Genomic DNA, 19,001 nt, shown 5'->3' with positions numbered 1-19,001 from the left:
TTCAGGGACGGGGTCTTTTGAGTTTGAGGGTATTTTTAAAAACTAAGGGCAAGCTATAGGAAACTAACCACGGAGTGAATAAGATGCTTATACGACGTATAGGAAAAGGGATAACTTTAGCGATATTGATCATCACTTTGACAGCTTGTTCGTTGTTCGGTGGAGGCGAGAAGAAGAAGGAAGAGAAGAAAAAAGAAGCTGAAGCTAAAAATGAAAGTGTGATTGATCAAGAACTGAAAAAGCAATATCAGATGTACAATGAAGTGATCAAATATCAAAAAGAGCAGGATGCTAAACTCATTAAGGAATCGGAAGAGCGTTATAAAAAGCTAAAAGAAGAGTCAGACAAACCAACAAAAGGGAGCAGCGAGGAAAAGCAGAAAGCGAATGAAGCTAAGAAGGAAGAAGGCTCTGACGAATCGGGCTCAGGTGATTCTGGGGATTCCGAAGACTCGAGTGGCTCCAGTGATTCTGGAGGTTCTGATGAAGAATAAGCCTCGAAGTAGTGGAGTAAAACCATAGAGAATTAGAAATGGCCATGCTGTGAACAATGCAGCTGGCTTTTTTGACTTTCCTCGCTAGATATATTGACTTCAATAAATCCACCTCGTATAATCAAAACGTTAATAAAAAAAATTACGATTTAGAGTGGGTGTTATAATCATGACGAAACATGCCAAGCGTTTTATCTACATAGGAATATTGATGATCGTTGCTTTTTGCATCGCGGGCTGTAGCAGCTCGAAAGCGGGATTAGTAGAGGGTAAAGTGAACGTGGTAACTAGTTTCTATCCCTTATATGATTTCACGAAGCAAATTGGCGGCGATTATGTGAATGTGATTAATCTTGTCCCAGCAGGTGTCGAACCGCATGATTGGTCTCCCAAAAGCAGAGATATCAAAAATATGTCTGGGGCACAAATCTTTGTCTATCAAGGTGCAGGCTTTGAAGGATGGGTCAAAGATTTTCTTGGAAGCCTCTCAAGCCAAGCGACTGTTCGCGTCGTAGAAGCAAGTCAAGGTGCGAATTTGATCACAACGGATGAAAATAAAAAAGAATTTGATCCTCATGCTTGGTTAAGCCCGTTAAATGCACAGAAAATGGCTAATAATATTAAAACAGCTTTAATTGAGGCGGATCCAGCGCATAAGGATGCGTATGAGCAAAACTATCAGACCTATAACGCTAAATTATCGGAACTAGACACAAGATACAAAAAGGAACTTGCTCAAACGGCAAAAAAAGAAATTGCTGTATCTCATCATGCATTTGCATATCTATGTAGAGACTATGGCTTGACTCAAATGTCGATTATGGGTTTATCACCAGATGCAGAGCCAACCGCACAGGATTTAAAGCAAATTAATTCCTATATTAGAGACCACCAGCTCAAGTATATTTTTTTCGAGGAGCTCGTATCGGATAAGTTGGCAAAGACGTTAGCCAAAGATGCGAAAGTAGATACGTTAGTACTTAATCCGCTTGAGGGTCTTACCAATGATCAACTTGAGGCAGGGGAAGATTATATCTCGATTATGGACAAAAATTTGAAAAACCTAGTCCTCGCATTACAATAAAAGGAGTAGGACCATTCTTCGGTAGTCAGGAGTAACCAGATGGAGATTAGTAAAAACATGTTATGCCATCAGAAGATCGTTTCAATTGATCAAATTTCATTTTCATACGAAAATAAGACTGTGATCAATAATCTTCAGTTTGATGTGTCTGAGCGCGATTTTGTTGGCGTGATTGGTTCCAACGGCGCGGGTAAAACAACACTTCTGAAAATGCTAGTTGGCCTATTGAAACCAACAAGTGGCGAAATTCGATTATTTGACCGACCCTTGAATCAATTTAAGGATTGGGAACGGATCGGCTATGTCCCACAAAAGAACGCCTTTAATCCGTTATTCCCAGCAACAGTACGGGAAGTCGTGCTTTCTGGCATGTATACCAAAAAGAACGTTTATCGCCGATTATCCAAAGCTGATCAGCAAAAAGCAGAAGACGCAATGTTAGCCATGCGCATTGAGGATTTAGCCAATCGGCGTATTGGCCAGCTCTCAGGTGGTCAACAGCAGCGTGCATTCTTAGCTCGTGCGATTGTAAACAATCCAGAGTTGCTCATTCTAGATGAGCCTACGGTAGGTATTGATGCCGAGACGCAGATTGGTTTCTTTCGAATGATTAAGCATATGCATCAGCATCATCATATGACCTTCATTATGGTATCTCATGATATGGACATGATACAGTCTTATCTAGGAACAGAGCCTCAGCAAGTAAGCGGAGGCATCAAGTTTTATGTGAAGCATACCCATGATCCCGAGGATTGCCGTGAGACCAATTTAACGCATTCACTCGGCCAGATTCGAGAGATGATCGGAGTTCAGTAAGGAGCGGACAATTTGGACATATTTACAGAGTACTTTTTTCAACGTGCATTAATAGGTGGATTATTGATCGGGCTTACAGCGCCATTAATGGGCGTTTTTCTTGTTCTAAGGCGGTTATCTATGATCGGGGACACGCTAGCTCATGTTTCGATCGCTGGTGTAGCTCTTGGCTTCTTGATTAATGTATACCCTTTAGGGGTTGGGCTTGTATTTGCCCTGCTTGCTTCATTTGCTATTGAGCGGCTACGCAAGGCGTATAAAACCTACGCAGAGCTTTCCATAGCCATTATTATGTCAGGCGGCGTAGCATTGGCAACGCTACTTTTTACCTTGGGCAAAGGCTTTAATATGAATGTAATGAGTTACTTATTCGGCAGTATATATACGCTTGATTCCACGGATTTATGGGTGGTTTTAGTTGTGTGTGTGCTGGTTATCGGTGTTATTGCTTTTCATTTTAAAGAGTTTTTCTTGATGTTTTTTGATGAGGATGCAGCGAGTGTAAGTGGACTTCCATTGAAATTTTATAATATGATGATTACGATGCTGACGGCACTTGTCATTTCAGTTGCTATTAAAATAGTAGGTGCCTTATTAGTTTCTTCGTTGTTAACAATACCAGTCGCCTGCAGCTTGTTAATTGCGCGTAGTTTCAAACATTCCGTTTTCTTAGCGATATTATTCTCGGAAATTGCCGTAATCGTTGGTCTAGTTGTAGCCGGGATTTGGGATCTAGCACCAGGAGGGACGGTTGTACTGAGCCTCATCGCTATTTTAATAGGGATTATTTTAAAAAGAGGACTGAGGATATAAACCATGGATTCAGTTAATATTTGGATCGCCCTCTGGGCGGGAATAGCTTCTTTCATTTCACCTTGTTGTCTGCCTTTATATCCGTCGTTCTTATCCTACATAACAGGTATTTCTGTTAGTGAACTTAAGTCAGGGCGAACAACTGTACAAGTTAGGCGTCAAACCATGCTCCACACGTTAAGTTTTATCGTTGGCTTCTCCATCATTTTTTACGCTTTAGGATTAACAGCAGGTTTTGTCGGCAGCTTCTTTATCGACTATCGCGACTTGCTCCGTCAAATCGCCGCACTATTAATATTTGTTATGGGACTTTTTTTACTCGGGATATTTCAACCGCAATGGCTTATGAAAGAGCGCAAACTATCGATTAAATTCCGTCCAGCCGGTTACATTGGCTCAGTCTTTGTAGGCATGGGCTTTGCCGCCGGTTGGTCACCATGCGTAGGCCCAATTCTGTCGGCTATTCTTGCTTTAGCTGCAACAGAACCGGGAACGTGGTTTCAACTAACGACCTCTTATTCGCTTGGATTTGCGATCCCTTTTTTCGTTCTTTCCTTTTTTATCGGTTCAACCAAATGGATTCTACGCTATTCCAACCTGCTTATGAAAATTGGCGGAGGCTTGATGATCGTCATCGCCATTCTTCTTTATACGGGTAAAATGACACAAATTACCCTTTGGTTGAACTCCATTACACCAGATTTCTTGAAATTTTAAGGCTCATGTAAAATATTCAATTTTCGCTTGAGGGAATTTTTCGAAAATATGTTCCGTAATAAATTCCCTCAACGCGGTAGCTTGTTCATCTTTATAAACGTATTTGCCTTTCCCATATTTGCCCCATTTGTATTTTCGCTTCTCTTCATCCATTTCCAGCTTCGTTTTGGGATACCGTTTCTCAATAATATTTTTTGCCGTTTTGGTGAAGCGATGCTGAATCATCTCGAACGTCAGATCGTGGGTGGCTTCTGTTGGAAGTGTGTTGTAGAGCTTCTCAAGTAAGGTTGCATAACCTTCTTCCCAGCCTTCATGCCAAATAATAGGCGCAATGATGAAACCAAGCGGATACCCAGCCTTGGCTACTTTGGCTGCCGCTTCAATGCGCTCATGGAATCGAGACGTACCCGGTTCAAAGTTCTTGATCACGTAATCCGCATTCACGCTAAAGCGAAAACGTGTATGCTTATTATGTTTGGCATCTAGTAATGGTTCAACGTGATGATACTTGGTGACAAATCGCAGACGGCCATGTTCTTGTTCACCCATGAATTCAATCAATTGTTTAAGTGAGCCTGAAATATGCTCAAGCCCTACAGGATCCGAGGTACACGCGGCTTCAAAACGTGTAATCTCAGGATCTCGTTCCTCTATATATCGTTTGGCTGCTCCGAGAATATCGTCGATGTTCACATAGACACGAATGTAAGGCTTGGCCCCCATCGTTGTTTGCAAATAGCAATAATGACAGTGTCCCATGCAGCCTGTTGCGATAGGGATTGCATATTCGGCGGAAGGCTTGGACGTCTCGAATTTTAATGTTTTTCGTATACCGACGACTAAGGTTCGCTTGGCAATCCGATATTTATCTAATTCGGTTTCACCAGGCAAATCGCGGATTTGATTGTGTGATGTCGTCATATGAATCTCAAGGCCTTCTCTTTGAGCCCATTCATAAATCTGCTGTCCTTTGGGATAATTCATGGCATCTGGTTCAAAATAAACAAGCTCTGGCACGAAAATCGTCGTGCTAGGTTGCGGTCTCGTAAGTAACTCAGTAGACATGAAGGCCTCCTTCACAATGCTGGTTGATAAACTATTATTTTAGTGTGCCAAAGGGAAGTCCTAAGGAAACATGGGAGATTTGACCGCATCTGGGTAGATGGATTATGATAGGAAAGCAGTATGGGTTGAGAAAACCTTTATGTGGAATGAAATACGCACAGCAGGGGGAAATATAGCAATGGCTACGCCAAGTATGGAAGATTATTTGGAGAGAATATACAAGCTTATCGATGAGAAAGGTTACGCTCGTGTTTCCGACATTGCTGAAGGGCTTGAAGTGCACCCCTCCTCCGTGACTAAAATGATTCAAAAATTAGATAAAGATAATTATTTAATCTATGAAAAATATCGCGGTCTCATCCTTACGCCCAAAGGGAAAAAAATGGGCAAGCGTTTAATGGATCGACATGAACTTTTGGAAAATTTTCTTACGACAATTGGTGTCCATGAGGACAATATATATAAGGATGTCGAAGGTATTGAGCACCACTTGAGCTGGGATTCAATTACTTGCATTGAAACCTTATTGGAGTACTTCCGAAGAGATCCTAGTCGAGCAGATGAACTTATGAATGTTCGTAAAGAATTAGAGGCAGAGAATTAGGCAGAGTCCGTTTACGGGCTCTGTCTTTTTTTATGGGTATAGAAACAAACTGCTCCTGCATACATACCTAAGAAGCCTATGAATGAGAGCTATGGGAGGATGCAGGGGATGAAGATTAATGGTGTGTTTGAAGGTGGTGGAGTCAAAGGGATTGCTTTGGCCGGTAGCATTAGCGCAGCCAATGAGCAAGGATATACCTTCCATGAAGTCGCAGGTACAAGCTCTGGTGCGATTGTGGCTGCTCTGTTAGCTGCAGGATACACAGGGGAAGAGATGAGGGAGTTGATCCTTAGAGCTCCTTTCAAATCGTTTATGCAGCGCTCTCCGATCTTCAATACGAAGATCATTGGCCCTGCGGCACGCTTGTTGCTCAAAAAAGGATTATATTCCGGTGAAGCCTTGGAGCATTGGGTCAATCAACAACTAGCAGCTAAAGGTATTCGCACGTTTGGTGATCTCAAGCCCAATCAGCTCCGTATTATCGCTTCAGATATTACACAGGGCAAGCTATTGGTGCTGCCTAATGATATTGCCCAATATGGCATCGAACCCGGGAAGTTCTCGGTTGCCAAAGCTGTGAGAATGAGCACGAGCATTCCTTATTTCTTCGATCCAGTCCGAATTCGGCGAAATATAAAAAGCTCTGCGAAGGCTAAGCCTTTCACAGAGCAATTTAATTATATCGTGGATGGCGGCTTGTTAAGCAACTTCCCATTGTGGGTGTTCGATAAAGAAATGCCTCGCACGAAGTTGGTGCCCGTCATAGGCTTCCAGCTCGTTGGGAAGAGTGATACGCCTACGCATACCATCCGAGGACCAATTACGATGCTAGAAGCACTTTTCAGTACAATGCTAAGTGCGCATGATGAACGCTACATTGAGCAAAAGAATCGCTTCCGAACCGTTAAAATTCCTACGTTAGGTGTGGGTAATACACAGTTCACCATTTCCAAGGAGTTAAGCATGTCATTATATGAGTCAGGTTATCTGGCTGCCAAAGCGTATTTCAAGGGCTGGTCAGCCAGCACATATGAAGAAAACTATGAGAAATATGTGATGAGACCACCGCATAAATCCTTGAATTAGTGATACTTAGGAAAGTCATCCTTATCAGCATCTTTGGTGCCATTGATTACGCGAAATTTCGCGTTCTTCGTTTTGCCTTTTTCAGCTCCACGAGGAATGGAAGGTTTCTTCCAGCGGGAAGGTGGGAATTTATACAGTAGAAATATCGCCCCAAGCACAAGAATAGGAATGAATAATACACGCAGACTAACGAGCAAGCCTATGGCAATCAAAATTCCTATGGCAATCTCAATCGGGGAAAACTTTCTTCTCATGCCCGTCCCTCCATAATTCGTTTTTCCGCTTCTAGCATGCGGTTAAATGATGCAATGGACACCTCAACTTGACTGTCTTCAGGTTCTTTGGTTGTAAGCAGTTGAAGCCAAAGGCCCGGATAACCTAGATAACGAAGAACAGGTACTTCACGAAGGGAATTCGTAAAACGCAATACTTCATAAGAAACACCGATAACCAATGGTAACAAAATTAAACGCTGCACAATACGCTCGACCATTCCGTCATAGTGAAGGAATGAGTAGATGACAACACCGATTAAAACAGTAAATACAATAAAGCTGCTGCCACAACGGTAGTGAAGGGTGTTGAATTTTTGGACATTGCTTACTGTTAATTCCATACCAGCTTCATAAGCGCTGATGACTTTATGTTCTGCGCCATGATATTGAAACAATCTCCGAATCATAGGTGTAAGGGAGATGAAGTAAATATACCCCACCAACAAAATAATTTTGATTACACCTTCTATAAGATTATGAAGAATTTGATTGCTAAATACATTTTGAAACAAAAACTGTTCAATAATAGCTGGAACTAAGGTGAAAATGAATTTCCCGAATAGAAATGAAAGGACACCAACGACAGCAACGCCTAAAAACATCGAAATGTTAGAGAAGATGCCTGTTTTCTCTTCCTTTTTCACTGTGTTATCATCGCCTTCTTGCTCAGCGAACGATTCGGCGGAGAAATTCAAGTGCTGTGCACCTTTGGCGCTCGATTCGATAATCCCAACAATTCCTCTAACAAAAGGAATTTTCTTAAGTGCTTGAACCCATGGAATCACTTTCTTGGGTACTTCCAAAAAATCAAGGGAACCGTCCTTTTTGCGCACAGCAGTTACATGCACATTTCTTCCTGCGAACATGACGCCCTCGATGACGGCTTGTCCTCCGTATATACTGTTTTGTTCTGCCACAAGATTCACCTTCTCATCTTTCTCGAATTCAGTTACTCACTTTCTTATTGTAACGGATTCAGGTGTTGAATGCTACCGATAGCGACAGAACATACTATGATTGCCAATGAAAAGACAAGCCGTATCGGTAGAGAAAGGAAGATCGCAGATGAGCAGTGCGCATGCCGCGGAGAAAAAGCATACAAATCGCTGGGTATTTGTATTATATATCGGTTTTTTTGCTGGGCTAATTTGGGGTGCTCTCAAAATTGTCGAAAATTTTTTCAAGTTTACAACCATAGGAATTGGTTTTCTGGTTGAACCTTTTTTCAAACATGATTTCTTCAATACTTGGATGGGATTGTTTATAGGGTGGTTGGCGTTTGCGCTATTCTCGATATTTGCAGCCTTCATCTACATGGTAACCTTGTGGAAATTACGCAGTCCTTTTTGGGGGATAGGTTATGGAGCATTGTGGTGGGCGATCATTTACCTAATCGTAGGACCAATTACAGGGATGGTATATTGGATAACGGAGCTAGAGCTAAATACGATCATAAGTGAAGTTTGTTTATTCCTTGTATGGGGGATGTTCATAGGGTATTCCATTGCTATTGAATATACAAGCAGCAGAACAACAGAGGCTATACACAAGACATGAAAGTTATGGTAAAATATCAAAGGTTAATTAGCAGCAACTTGCTAGTAGCCAATGAAGATTGTTGCGGGAGGATTTCCAATTGAAAAGGGTTCTTGTTTTGAATGGTCCGAATTTGAATATGCTTGGCATACGTGAACCTGGCGTATATGGAACCGTAACACTTTCCTCGATCATCGAAAGTTTGCATGAGCTGGGAACAGAGCTTTCGCTTCAATTGGAGAGCTTCCAATCTAACCATGAAGGTGAGATTATTGATAAAATTCATGAAGCGTACGGTACGAAGGACGGCATCCTGATTAATCCTGGTGCTTTCACCCATTACAGCTATGCGATTCGTGATGCCTTATCTACGGTACAACTGCCAACGGTAGAGGTTCATATTTCGAATATTCATAAACGTGAAGAATTTCGTCATCATTCGGTCATCGCACCTGTTGTGATTGGTCAAATTTGTGGATTTGGCGCTGACAGCTATGCGCTTGGTTTACGAGCTTTACTGCCCCATCTGTAAGCATATGCTTACGAAGAACGTTTTGCTAAGCAAAACTTTAAGAAGGAATGGTGATTTGGATGCAGGAGAAACGTATTGAACGTCTTCGCGAGGTTATGCAACAGCAGGATTTACCGGCACTACTCATCACGAACGCATATAACCGTACATATGTATCTGGTTTCACTGGTTCTTCTGGCTATGTACTTATTACGTTAGACCGTGCCATTTTATTAACTGATTTCCGTTATATGACGCAAGCGCCGCAGCAAGCCAAATTGTTTGAAGTGGTTGAACATAAAGCAAAGGCGATCGAGACTGTAACAGAACTCTTGAAGCAGCAAGGGATCAATAAGCTTGGTTTCGAACAAAGCGACGTTTCTTATGGTGATTTCTTAAACTATCAACAAGGTCTTCCAGGCATCGAATTCGTGCCAACTTCACGTCTTGTTGAATTGATTCGCATGGTGAAGGACGAGGCTGAACTGCAAGTGATGCAGGAAGCGGCTGATTTGGCCGATCAAACCTTCTCACATATCCTTAACTTCATTAAACCAGGTGTTAAAGAGTTAGATATCGCATTAGAGATTGAAGTGTTCATTCGCAAAAATGGAGGGACCTCGACGTCTTTCGAGACGATCGTGGCTTCTGGCGAGCGTTCAGCATTGCCTCACGGTAAAGCAAGTGATCGCATTCTCCAATTAAACGAATTTGTCAAATTGGATTTTGGAGCGTATTATAAAGGTTATTGCTCTGACATCACAAGAACGGTTATGCTAGGAAAGCCGACTGACAAGCATAAAGAAATTTATGATATTGTCTTGGAAGCACAACTGCATTGTTTGGCGAACCTCAAACCGGGGATTACAGGCAGAGAAGGCGATGCTTTCGCTCGCGATGTGATCGTGAAGCGCGGCTATGGCGATTATTTCGGTCACGGGACCGGACATGGGTTGGGGATGGAGGTTCACGAATCTCCTCGTGTGTCGAAAACCGAAGATACGATTTTAGCACCTGGTATGGTTGTTACCGTTGAGCCTGGTATTTATCTCCCTGATTTTGGTGGAGTTCGAATTGAGGATGACGTTGTAATTACTGAGACAGGCATTAAAATACTTACACATTCTACCAAAGATTTTCTTATCATTGACTAGCGGAGGGATTCACAAGTGATATCAGTAAACGATTTTAAAACAGGTCTTACAATTGAAGTTGAGCATGATATTTTTACAGTTCTAGATTTCCAACACGTAAAACCAGGTAAAGGCGCTGCATTCGTGCGCTCCAAGCTGAAAAACCTACGTAACGGAAATACGGTTGAGCGTACTTTCCGTGCTGGTGAGAACGTTGGGCGTGCCCACATCGAAAACCGTGAAATGCAATACTTGTACGCAGCTGGCGACGAGTACACGTTCATGGATACGGAGACTTACGATCAAATTTCCCTTGCCCACGAACAATTGAAATGGGAATTGAACTTCCTTAAAGAAAACATGAACATCAAGATCATGAGCTATCAAGGTGAAATTCTAGGGATTAATCTTCCGAAGAGCGTTGACTTGAAAGTTATCGAAACGGATGCAAGCGTCAAAGGAAACACAGCACAAGGTGCTTTGAAAAATGCGAAAGTGGAAACAGGTCTTAATGTAATGGTGCCGCTTTTCATCAACGAAGGCGATGTTCTTTCCGTTGATACAGATGATGGAAAATACCTTTCACGCGCAAGCAACTAATCAGCAAGCCTTTCGGACTCATCGGAGCTCGAAAGGCTTTTTTTCATTTCTTGCCACAGCCCGCTAAATGTATGCTATAATATTGAATTGTTATGCACTAGTATGCGTTAGGAGTGGGTCAGCTTTGTCTCTTATAGTGATGAAATTTGGCGGTAGCTCTGTCGGTGATGCGGAGCGAATGAAGCGAGTTGCAAAAAGAATCGTAGAGCGTAAACAAGCTGGACACAGCTGTGTTGTTGTCGTTTCTGCGATGGGAGATACAACGGATGATTTAATCGACTTGTCCAAGCAAATTTACGATGGAGCCCCTCCGGCTCGTGAAATGGATATGTTGTTGACAACAGGCGAGCAAGTTTCCGTAGCACTGTTATCGATGGCCATACATAATCTTGGTGAACAAGCGGTTTCGTACACTGGGTGGCAAAGTGGCATTTATACAGAGCCCGTACATGGTAAAGCGAGAATAACAGATATTCAACCGCATCGTGTTCTGAATGCGATTGAACAAGGGAATGTCGTCATCGTTGCCGGTTTCCAAGGGATGACCGAAGCTGGCGAGATTACTACACTGGGCCGCGGCGGCTCAGATACAACAGCTGTTGCTCTTGCTGCAGCGATCAAAGCAGATCTTTGTGAAATTTATACGGATGTTGATGGCATTTATTCAACGGATCCTCGTATTGTGAAAGTAGCTAGAAAGCTTGCTGAAATTTCCTATGATGAGATGTTGGAGCTTGCCAACCTTGGCGCTGCAGTCCTTCATCCTCGCGCAGTCGAGTATGCGAAAAATTACAACGTGACCCTCGTGGTACGTTCAAGCTTTAATTACAATGAAGGCACCAATGTGAAGGAGGAAGCAGTGATGGAGCAAGGAATCGTCGTTCGTGGCATCGCTTATGACAAAAATGTAGCAAGAATTAGTATTCTGGGTGTTCCTGAAAAGCCTGGTCAGCTTGCGAAGGTTTTCCTAGCACTTGCTGAAGTGCAAATTGACGTTGACATCATCGTTCAAAGCGGTGTGATTAACGGATCTGCTGACTTCTCTTTCACAACGAACCTGGCGGATCGCGAGAAAGCTCTTGATGTTCTTGAGCAACTTCGTGCTGAAGTTGGCTACCGTGAAGTGACTTCCGAAGTTGATTTAGTGAAAGTATCCATTGTTGGTGCAGGAATGGTGAGTTCACCAGGTGTTGCAGCAACCATGTTCAAAGTCATTTCCGATCTAGGGATTACCATCTCATTGGTAAGTACCTCCGAAATCAAAATGTCATGCGTAATTGACAATTCGAATTTATCAGAAGTGATTCGTGCGCTTCACACAGCGTATGGTCTAGACACTGCGGAGCAAGCCTTCGTTGGTGGTCCAGAAGATCGCAGATAACTTGGAAATCTTAATGGTTTCTTAATGGAGTTTGTCCGCAATAAAATAAGCAAGCTTCAGTAAAAATGCCGTTATTCCGGCAGCCATTAGTGGACCTACTGGAATACCGCGCATAAATACGATACCAAATATAGATCCAATGACAAGACCCACAATTAATTGTGGGTCTACTTTTAGTAATTCCAACCCTTTTCCGTTCATATAGGTGGCGATCGCGCCTCCGAGCAGGGCAACGATTCCTGGCAATGTTGTAAAGACAGAAAGAATATCTTTCATCGAAATACGATCACTTGCAAAAGGAATCAATACACCGATTGTCAGGAATAGCAAGCCAAGCTCCAACCCTTTGCGCTCCATGGTTGGGAAATAGCGCTGGAGACCAATTAGTTTAACCGCAAGTAAAAGACAAGCCGCCGTTGTAATAATCGGAGTGCGGCCTATAAGTCCTACGATAATAAGAATTAACAATAACAAATCACCGTTCATGAACAAAACCCCTCGTCATCATTCTCGTCAATTTAGTTTATGAAGGGGGCTTGTATTTAGAACGCAGGTGAAGTCTATCTATCGTTGGAAGGGAACCATCTGATCATGCTCCAGAATGGGAACGCAATCCGTAAAATTGGTTTTGCTGCAAAGTTCGACATCCGCAAGGAAGCCGGACTTTTTCATTTTTTTACCATTACTGCAGGCGAGCAAGGTCTCGAATAATCGGTCCTTGGCTTCGAGATAGCAGCCGCGCATCGCCAAGCCAAAGTCATTCGCCATCATTTGATTCTCACCATGTAAGGTCGCGATTTCATCTAATATGAGGCCGGCACAGAGACCGTCCTCTAGGGAGAATACATCCTGCGTACCCGCACAGACGATCACCGTGTCCCTTTTGAGGTCGATTGCTGCCGCTGCAGTGGCTTTTGCATTCATAAGGGCTCCTGCGAGCACACGGTCGGCTTTAATCGCTTTTTGAATCCCTCTTGTGCCATTAGTGGTCGTCAAAATGACACGTTTGCCTTGTACGGCTTCGCGTGTATACTCAAGTGGCGAATTGCCAAAATCAAACCCTGGGATCTTTTTGCAATAGCGTTCACCGCCGAGCAGATCTCCCTCTCGAGCTAATTCCTTTGCTTTCATAACTGTATCAACAGGGACTACGCCCTTGCTGCCATTCATCAATGCGGTGATGATTGTGCTTGTCGCACGTAAAACATCAACGACAATGACGGTTTTATGGAGAAACTCGTCACTTCTTGCTTCGCCGATGTTGGCGATCACCTCGATATGCATGTGCTAATCCTTTCTGGAAATATAGAATTTATAGATTTCACCTAATATATCGGCTATATTTTTAGATAAACGCATTTGTCCTAAAAAGGACAATGTCGCCGTTTATTTCATACCTAAGGACAACGTGTCTGAACGCAGCCCTCTCCTCAAAGCTTCTAACGCAATGACTTCGTCTGGCGATATATTGCCTAAGTGAATATCGGGACCAAGGGAGTTAATCAGATGCACCTGCTGCGTTTTTAGAGGCGCTTCCCACAAGAGCTGATCTCCTGAAATGGACGCAAGTACGCTATGCAGTTCCTCATCTTTACATTTCCCGTTTCCATCGAAAATACCAACCCCCATGCCCGATTCACGTGCTTCAATCGTGACTAGGGAAGCACCTAATTCCGAATCGATGATAACAGTCTCAATTAATTCTGCTAACTCAATGGAAGAGCCCCATCCTTTTTTTCCATACTCCGTAACGACTTCCAATCCTTCATCTAAACCTCTGGTAATCAGCTCATTTCGCTGTCTACGATCCATTTGAATGGTACCGTCCGATATTTCAACGCAATTAAAGCCGAGAGCAAGTATCATATCAAAAAAAGAATCTACCGCATGCTGGCGCACAGCCACTTCCAGAAAAGTACCTCCCGGGTAAATGAGAATGTTATTCTCTTTGGCCAGGTTTATTTTGCTTCGCAAAACGGCTAGTGGGTAGAGCGGTGATGTGCCGAATCCAAGTTTGATCATATCCATATGTGCACTCGAGGTGTGGAGTAAATCCTGAAAGGCCAGCATGCCGAGCCCTTTATCCATCACCATTGTTTTCCCCAACGTTCTTGGTTTCGGTTGCCTTTGTCCTGTAGGGTCGGCAAGAACGGGGTTCCATTTTAATTGAGAGGTCACTTCCATCGGTATTTCTCCTCACTGTCCTTCGAAGGATCAATTATGTGTACAGCATATGCATGAGCACAAATGGAGGTGCCCAGCATGCCTAAAATGAGACGAGCTCGCATAAAGTAGGGAAAAGCGTATGCTTTCGAAGCGAGTTTTGAGGCAGCAATTCCGCTTCGCTTGCTGGGGCTACTCAAAACTTTTAGGAGGTGAGTCTATTCATGAACAAGATCGTACTTACGATGGCTTCCTTGCGGATGATGTCGGGGAGTATCGAAATAATTGCAGCCATTCTCATGCTTCGGCTGGCTACGATTGAGAAAGCGCTGTTGGTGAATTCAGCTCTAGCACTAGTAGGTCCTCTAGTACTATTAACTACGACAACGATTGGATTAGTAGGCATAGCCGAAAAACTATCATATGGGAAGATGTTATGGATCATAGCTGGTGTCAGTTGTTTGTTTATTGGGATTATTAAAAAGTAAGTAATCGGTCATATTTCTTTCTAGTAAGCATAGAAATGAATATAGAAGACTGGACAACTTGGAGGGCTGTCTCCCGATGCTAGCGAGTATTTCACACTTGTTGCCTCAGAACATCCGATTGATGCTTAGCGAACTCCCGCCGAACGTACAAGCTAGCGTAGAAGAAATCAGGGTGAGAGAGTCGCGTCCCCTTGAAATCAGCTGGGCCGACCGTTATGCCTTCATAAGTGAACGTGGGCAAATGATCACACAGGAAGCTTTGGCCTACAAGCCGACGAGGCAAGATTGTCTAACACTGCTCGAGATCCTAACGAATCATTCGCTGTACACTTTTGAAGAAGAATTGCGAAGAGGATATATCACCGTTTCAGGCGGTCATCGAGTTGGACTTGCTGGCCGAACGATTCTCGACCAAGGTCAAGTGAAGCAAATTCGTGATGTGAGTTCCTTTAACATTCGGATCGCGCGCGAAATTCGAGGTGTCGGTCAGGAGATTTTACCGTTTCTGATTGATCAGAGCCTGGGAAACATTCATCATACCCTAATCATCTCGCCGCCGCAGCAAGGAAAGACCACATTAATTCGTGATCTGGCTAGACTCATCAGTTGTGGTGAATGGGGGGCTAGGAACAGCTCACTATCAGGTAAAAAAGTAGGAATCGTAGACGAACGCTCCGAGCTGGCTGCTTGTGTCAAAGGGGTACCGAGATTTGATCTAGGTCCACGCACAGATGTGTTAGATGGTTGTCCGAAGGCAGAAGGCATGATGATGATGATTCGATCCTTATCACCCGAGGTCCTCATCGTGGATGAGATTGGTCGAGCAGAGGATGCTGATGCGATTCATGAGGCTCTGCACACAGGGATTCGTGTTCTTGCAACCGCCCATGGTGCAAGCTTTGAGGATGTCCGTAGACGCCCCGTACTTCGCCAGTTGATAGAGGAAGGCGTGTTTATGAAATATGTGATCCTCCAGCGGAGAAAAGGTGGTCCTGCTTCCTTTCGGATCCTGGATCAACAAGGTAAGGCAATGGGGGATGGATGACGAACGCAAAGGACGATGAAGATGCTGAAATTTGTTGGAGGAGTTCTGATCTTTAGTGCAGCTTCCATGTATGGCTTTCTCCAGGCTGCTCACTATGTAAGACGACCAAAGCAAATTCGCGGACTTATAGGTGCGCTAGGCCGAATGGAAACGGAAATTGCCTATGCGCTTACGCCGCTTCCTGAAGCATTTGCTTCCTTAAGCAAGCAAGTGGCTGATCCGCTTTCTACCTTATTTCGTTTAATGTCAGAACGGTTGTTGGGAAGTAATGGCGAGTCGACGAAAGATTTGTGGCAAATGACAGTTAAGGAAGTCTGGGCGAGAACCTCCATGCGGCAAGCTGAACAAGATGTGATTCTCCAACTGGGACCCGTGCTGGGACTTTCAGATCGAAGTGACCAAATCAAGCACTTACGACTTGCGATAAGCCAACTTCAATCGGAAGAGACGGATGCCAGAGATGAGCAGCAGCGCTACGAGAAAATGTGGAAAAGCCTAGGTGTCCTAATCGGAGCGCTAGTCGTGATTTTAATGTATTAGTGGGGGTCATTTATCCGTGCATGACAAGTTCCTTGAAGGCGGAGTGAGGTGCCAGGAATGAATGTAGATGTGAATGCCATTTTCCAAATCGCCGGCATCGGAATCATTATCGCTATGATCCATTCGGTGTTGAAGCAAATGGGAAAAGAGGATATGGCACACTGGGTCACGGTCATTGGCTTCGTGGTCGTGCTTTTTATGGTCGTTAGTATGCTGGATAACTTGTTTAAAGAAATTAAAACTATTTTCCTATTCCAATGAGGTGGTCTGATGGAAATCATCCAAATCGTAGGACTAGGACTCATCGTTACGATTTTGACGCTCATTATCAAGGAACAGAAGCCGATGTTCGCCTTTTTATTAGCCGCTTTTACCGGCATTGTGATTTTCTTATTCTTAATAGGCAAAATATCGTCGGTCATCCAAGTACTTGAGGATTTGGCTGTGAAGTCAAACGTGAACCTCGTTTTCCTCAAAACGATACTGAAAATTATAGGCGTCGCTTATATCGCCGAATTTGGCGCACAGATCGTTCGAGACGCTGGTCAAGATTCCATAGCCTCCAAAATTGAGCTATCAGGTAAAGTGCTCATCATGGTCATGGCCATTCCGATCATTACAGTCATCATCGAGACTGTGGTTAAACTGCTCCCTGCTTAGAAGATTCACCTAAGGAGTGACACGCAATGCACCTACTTTATTCGCACCAGAAGCTGAACAACCGGTGGATCTTATTATTTATTTTAACGATGGGCCTCTGGCTCGGCTTGTCAGGCTCGTTAACAGCTGAATCGCCAACGGATGTCATTATCCAAGAGCAAGCGAACCGCCTGAATACGGAGCCGGTCGAGCAATATTGGGATAAGCTGATGAAGGAATATGGAGGATATTTCCCAGAAAGCAAGCCGCCTACCTTCATGGAACTTCTCCTTGGGACCAAGGGCATTAGTATGAAGAGTATCTTTAAAGGGCTTCTGAGCTATGTGTTTCACGAAATTATCATCAACGGTAAATTACTAGCCTCGATTGTTGTTTTGACCGTATTTAGCATGATTCTTGAAACACTGCAAAGCTCTTTTGAGAGAAATACGGTAAGCAAGTTAGGCTACACGATCACCTATATGGTGCTGATCATCATTGCCATTAACAGCTTCAGTGTTGCAATCGGATATGCGAAGACAGCCATCTCATCCATGATTCAATTCATGATCGCCATTATGCCCTTGTTACTAACCTTATTAGCTTCTATGGGAAATGTCACTTCGGTGGCCATCCTTCATCCGCTGATCGTGTTCATGATTCATTCAGTGGGGACAGCGATTTATGTGTTTGTTTTCCCGCTCTTGTTTTTCTCAGCTGTGCTGCACATCGTAAGCTCACTCAGCGATAAGTTTAAGGTCACACAGTTAGCTAATCTGCTGCGCACCGTCAGTTTAAGCATGCTAGGTGTATTCGTAACGGTCTTCCTTGGGGTCATTTCCATTCAAGGGACTGCAGGGGCTGTAAGAGATGGCGTAGCGATTCGAACAGCGAAATACATTACAGGAAATTTCGTGCCGGTCGTAGGGCGGCTGTTCTCGGATGCAACTGAAACGGTGATAGGGGCATCCTTACTGGTCAAAAATGCGATAGGACTTGTAGGTGTCGTCATCCTCGTTCTCCTATGTGCCTTTCCAGCAATCAAAATCTTAACCCTAGCTTTCATCTACAACTTATCAGCGGCGCTTATGCAGCCGTTAGGTGATAGCCCGATCATAGCTTGTCTACAGACCATTGGTAAAAGCTTGATTTATGTGTTTGCTGCGTTAGCGGCAGTAAGCTTAATGTTTTTTCTTGCCCTGACCATCATGATCACGATTAGCAATGTCTCCGTCATGATGAGGTGAAAGGAGCTAGGCGATGGATTGGTTAGCAGGATGGCTGAAAACCGTCATTATGGTCATTATGCTCGCGACGTTTGTTGATCTTCTGCTCCCAAGCAATACGATGCAGCGGTATGTGAAGACGGTTTTGAGTCTTTTTATTCTATTGACGCTGCTTACCCCTGTGCTTCAGCTGTTCCAGAAGGATTGGAATATGGATCAGCTGCTTAGCCAAGCGGAGAAAGAGCAGAATGAGAAAACAATGCTGGCTGGAGGCTTTGGAAATCAATCACAAATGAAGTCACTAGAAGCTATTACAAAGGATGCTAATAAGATGCAAGATGCCGAAAAGAAGAAGACGCAACAATTGGTTCAAACGCAATTAGCAGCATTGATCAAAGAAGACACACAGAAACAAACGGAATGGCCAATCGAGGAGGTACAAGTGCAAGTGCAGGTAGACAATAACGGGAAACCCAGCATTTCAAGTGTGAGGGTAACCCTTGATGATATAGAAGCGAAGAAACAACCGGTAACCGCAGGTAAGAGCATTGCTGCCATGGAGCCTGTCAAACCCGTAGATCCTATCAAAATCGGATCTACCGCGACAGTGCAAGATCGTATGGCAAGTACACACGGCGATACGCAGTCAACCCCGATAGCGACGCCAAGTGAGCAAGAAAAGGATCGACTCAAGCAAGGGATTTCACGCAATTGGTTAGTTGATCCTGCCAAAATCGAGATCGCAGCAGCACAAAGCAAAGGATGGATGGCGAGGTGAATCG

25 protein-coding genes are annotated in these 19,001 nt (G+C 43.8%); 19 read left to right on the top strand and 6 right to left on the bottom strand.

The genetic code is table 11. The annotated features are described in order from the left end of the window. Positions 1–83: 83 nt before the first annotated feature. The 5 genes from AC58QG_RS09380 to AC58QG_RS09360 all read left to right on the top strand — a co-directional run bounded on the left by AC58QG_RS09380 (position 84) and on the right by AC58QG_RS09360 (position 3,927). A complete protein-coding gene (locus AC58QG_RS09380; protein ID WP_497361784.1) occupies positions 84–494 on the top strand; it encodes a hypothetical protein in 411 nt (136 codons plus the stop codon). Positions 495–663: 169 nt separating this feature from the next. Then, positions 664–1,578, top strand: coding sequence for a metal ABC transporter substrate-binding protein (locus tag AC58QG_RS09375; protein WP_497361783.1), 915 nt, complete (start codon positions 664–666; stop codon positions 1,576–1,578). 39 nt (positions 1,579–1,617) lie between these two features. Next, positions 1,618–2,397 (top strand): metal ABC transporter ATP-binding protein, encoded by a 780-nt coding sequence (locus AC58QG_RS09370; protein WP_497361782.1) that lies wholly within the window; start codon positions 1,618–1,620, stop codon positions 2,395–2,397. Between the two features lie 12 nt (positions 2,398–2,409). After that, positions 2,410–3,210 carry a metal ABC transporter permease gene (locus tag AC58QG_RS09365; RefSeq protein ID WP_056614758.1) on the top strand — a complete coding sequence of 267 codons (801 nt, stop codon included), beginning with the start codon at positions 2,410–2,412 and terminating at the stop codon, positions 3,208–3,210. A gap of 3 nt (positions 3,211–3,213) precedes the next feature. Continuing rightward, positions 3,214–3,927, top strand: a complete 714-nt coding sequence (locus tag AC58QG_RS09360) for a cytochrome c biogenesis CcdA family protein (RefSeq protein ID WP_497361781.1) — start codon at positions 3,214–3,216, stop codon at positions 3,925–3,927. Positions 3,928–3,930: 3 nt separating this feature from the next. Here AC58QG_RS09360 and splB read toward each other — a convergent pair whose 3' ends face one another. After that, a complete protein-coding gene (splB, locus tag AC58QG_RS09355) occupies positions 3,931–4,992 on the bottom strand; it encodes a spore photoproduct lyase (protein ID WP_497361780.1) in 1,062 nt (353 codons plus the stop codon). Between the two features lie 178 nt (positions 4,993–5,170). On the opposite strand from splB, the gene mntR reads away from it, so the two are divergent. Together mntR and AC58QG_RS09345 are read left to right on the top strand one after the other, a co-directional pair. Continuing rightward, positions 5,171–5,596: a transcriptional regulator MntR gene (gene mntR, locus AC58QG_RS09350; protein ID WP_056614749.1), complete on the top strand. Its 426-nt coding sequence runs from the start codon at positions 5,171–5,173 to the stop codon at positions 5,594–5,596. Positions 5,597–5,704: 108 nt separating this feature from the next. Then, positions 5,705–6,682, top strand: a complete 978-nt coding sequence (locus AC58QG_RS09345) for a patatin-like phospholipase family protein (protein ID WP_497361779.1) — start codon at positions 5,705–5,707, stop codon at positions 6,680–6,682. Here AC58QG_RS09345 and AC58QG_RS09340 read toward each other — a convergent pair. Both AC58QG_RS09340 and AC58QG_RS09335 read right to left on the bottom strand, forming a co-directional pair. Next, positions 6,679–6,936 carry a hypothetical protein gene (locus AC58QG_RS09340; RefSeq protein ID WP_497361778.1) on the bottom strand — a complete coding sequence of 86 codons (258 nt, stop codon included), beginning with the start codon at positions 6,934–6,936 and terminating at the stop codon, positions 6,679–6,681. The genes AC58QG_RS09345 and AC58QG_RS09340 overlap by 4 nt on opposite strands. Next, on the bottom strand, positions 6,933–7,823 hold the full coding sequence (locus AC58QG_RS09335; protein WP_497362819.1) for a DUF1385 domain-containing protein: 891 nt from the start codon (positions 7,821–7,823) through the stop codon (positions 6,933–6,935). The genes AC58QG_RS09340 and AC58QG_RS09335 overlap by 4 nt, the downstream gene beginning before the upstream one ends. 157 nt (positions 7,824–7,980) lie before the next feature. Here AC58QG_RS09335 and AC58QG_RS09330 point away from each other — a divergent pair, with 157 nt between their 5' ends. The 5 genes from AC58QG_RS09330 to AC58QG_RS09310 all read left to right on the top strand — a co-directional run bounded on the left by AC58QG_RS09330 (position 7,981) and on the right by AC58QG_RS09310 (position 12,118). Further along, positions 7,981–8,514, top strand: coding sequence for a YqhR family membrane protein (locus AC58QG_RS09330; RefSeq protein ID WP_497362818.1), 534 nt, complete (start codon positions 7,981–7,983; stop codon positions 8,512–8,514). Between the two features lie 79 nt (positions 8,515–8,593). Beyond that, the gene (gene aroQ / locus AC58QG_RS09325) at positions 8,594–9,025 is read left to right on the top strand and encodes a type II 3-dehydroquinate dehydratase (RefSeq protein WP_497361777.1); all 432 of its coding nucleotides are present in this window, start codon (positions 8,594–8,596) and stop codon (positions 9,023–9,025) included. Positions 9,026–9,084: 59 nt separating this feature from the next. After that, the gene (locus tag AC58QG_RS09320; protein ID WP_497361776.1) at positions 9,085–10,158 is read left to right on the top strand and encodes a M24 family metallopeptidase; all 1,074 of its coding nucleotides are present in this window, start codon (positions 9,085–9,087) and stop codon (positions 10,156–10,158) included. A 15-nt stretch (positions 10,159–10,173) separates the two neighbouring features. Further along, positions 10,174–10,737 carry an elongation factor P gene (gene efp, locus AC58QG_RS09315; protein ID WP_056614735.1) on the top strand — a complete coding sequence of 188 codons (564 nt, stop codon included), beginning with the start codon at positions 10,174–10,176 and terminating at the stop codon, positions 10,735–10,737. A 124-nt stretch (positions 10,738–10,861) separates the two neighbouring features. Further along, a complete protein-coding gene (locus AC58QG_RS09310) occupies positions 10,862–12,118 on the top strand; it encodes an aspartate kinase (protein WP_497361775.1) in 1,257 nt (418 codons plus the stop codon). Between the two features lie 21 nt (positions 12,119–12,139). Here the strand turns inward: AC58QG_RS09310 and AC58QG_RS09305 are convergent, their stop codons facing one another. The 3 genes from AC58QG_RS09305 to comA form a co-directional block, all read right to left on the bottom strand. After that, positions 12,140–12,604: a DUF441 domain-containing protein gene (locus tag AC58QG_RS09305; RefSeq protein WP_497361774.1), complete on the bottom strand. Its 465-nt coding sequence runs from the start codon at positions 12,602–12,604 to the stop codon at positions 12,140–12,142. A gap of 78 nt (positions 12,605–12,682) precedes the next feature. Further along, positions 12,683–13,402, bottom strand: a complete 720-nt coding sequence (locus AC58QG_RS09300) for a 2-phosphosulfolactate phosphatase (protein ID WP_497361773.1) — start codon at positions 13,400–13,402, stop codon at positions 12,683–12,685. A 102-nt stretch (positions 13,403–13,504) separates the two neighbouring features. Further along, positions 13,505–14,302, bottom strand: a complete 798-nt coding sequence (gene comA / locus AC58QG_RS09295) for a phosphosulfolactate synthase (protein ID WP_497361772.1) — start codon at positions 14,300–14,302, stop codon at positions 13,505–13,507. A gap of 203 nt (positions 14,303–14,505) precedes the next feature. Between comA and AC58QG_RS09290 the strand changes: the two genes are divergently transcribed. The 7 genes from AC58QG_RS09290 (at position 14,506) to spoIIIAF (ending at position 18,997) form a co-directional block, all read left to right on the top strand. Beyond that, positions 14,506–14,769, top strand: a complete 264-nt coding sequence (locus tag AC58QG_RS09290; RefSeq protein ID WP_497282297.1) for a YqhV family protein — start codon at positions 14,506–14,508, stop codon at positions 14,767–14,769. A gap of 76 nt (positions 14,770–14,845) precedes the next feature. After that, positions 14,846–15,814: a stage III sporulation protein AA gene (gene spoIIIAA / locus AC58QG_RS09285; protein ID WP_497361771.1), complete on the top strand. Its 969-nt coding sequence runs from the start codon at positions 14,846–14,848 to the stop codon at positions 15,812–15,814. A 21-nt stretch (positions 15,815–15,835) separates the two neighbouring features. Next, positions 15,836–16,354, top strand: a complete 519-nt coding sequence (gene spoIIIAB / locus AC58QG_RS09280) for a stage III sporulation protein SpoIIIAB (protein ID WP_497362817.1) — start codon at positions 15,836–15,838, stop codon at positions 16,352–16,354. A 57-nt stretch (positions 16,355–16,411) separates the two neighbouring features. After that, entirely contained in the window at positions 16,412–16,615 is a 204-nt protein-coding gene (gene spoIIIAC / locus AC58QG_RS09275; protein WP_056614718.1) for a stage III sporulation protein AC, read from the top strand. 9 nt (positions 16,616–16,624) lie between these two features. Continuing rightward, complete coding sequence (spoIIIAD, locus tag AC58QG_RS09270; RefSeq protein ID WP_056614713.1) at positions 16,625–17,014, top strand: stage III sporulation protein AD; 390 nt, start codon at positions 16,625–16,627, stop codon at positions 17,012–17,014. A gap of 26 nt (positions 17,015–17,040) precedes the next feature. Beyond that, positions 17,041–18,240: a stage III sporulation protein AE gene (gene spoIIIAE / locus AC58QG_RS09265; RefSeq protein ID WP_497361770.1), complete on the top strand. Its 1,200-nt coding sequence runs from the start codon at positions 17,041–17,043 to the stop codon at positions 18,238–18,240. Positions 18,241–18,253: 13 nt separating this feature from the next. Further along, the gene (gene spoIIIAF / locus AC58QG_RS09260) at positions 18,254–18,997 is read left to right on the top strand and encodes a stage III sporulation protein AF (RefSeq protein ID WP_497361769.1); all 744 of its coding nucleotides are present in this window, start codon (positions 18,254–18,256) and stop codon (positions 18,995–18,997) included. Positions 18,998–19,001 lie beyond the last annotated feature (4 nt).

The organism is Paenibacillus sp. J22P169 (assembly GCF_059691995.1).
This window is presented reverse-complemented; position numbering and strand designations above follow the sequence as displayed.